The organism is Lactobacillus nasalidis, assembly GCF_016587775.1.
Taxonomy (GTDB): domain Bacteria; phylum Bacillota; class Bacilli; order Lactobacillales; family Lactobacillaceae; genus Lactobacillus; species Lactobacillus nasalidis.
Window position 1 is genome coordinate 1 of sequence record NZ_BOCG01000194.1, and the last position, 338, is coordinate 338.

2 tRNA genes are annotated in these 338 nt (G+C 47.0%); both read left to right on the forward strand.

Going from position 1 to position 338, the window contains the following annotated elements:
• Positions 1-4: 4 nt before the first annotated feature.
• Positions 5-78 (forward strand) — tRNA-Ile (locus lacNas_RS03450).
• A gap of 68 nt (positions 79-146) precedes the next feature.
• Positions 147-219, forward strand: a tRNA-Ala gene (locus lacNas_RS03455).
• Positions 220-338 lie beyond the last annotated feature (119 nt).

A 338-nucleotide genomic window follows, 5' to 3' on the forward strand; every position in this document is an offset into this window, starting at 1 on the left:
ACTTGGGCCTGTAGCTCAGCTGGTTAGAGCGCACGCTTGATAAGCGTGAGGTCGATGGTTCAAGTCCATCCAGGCCCATTGAAATGTGAAGATTGCTCTTTACATTTCGGGCAAGATGGAGTAACATCTTAAAAGTTGATATTTACGGGGGCATAGCTCAGCTGGGAGAGCACCTGCTTTGCAAGCAGGAGGTCATCGGTTCGATCCCGTTTGCCTCCATTGGCCGCGAGGCCAAGTTTGTACGTTGAAAACTGAATATCTTAATTCCAAGAAAAAACCGAGAATCATTGAGATCAATGAACGATTGCAAAGCGACCGAGAGAGTTCGAAAGAACGAA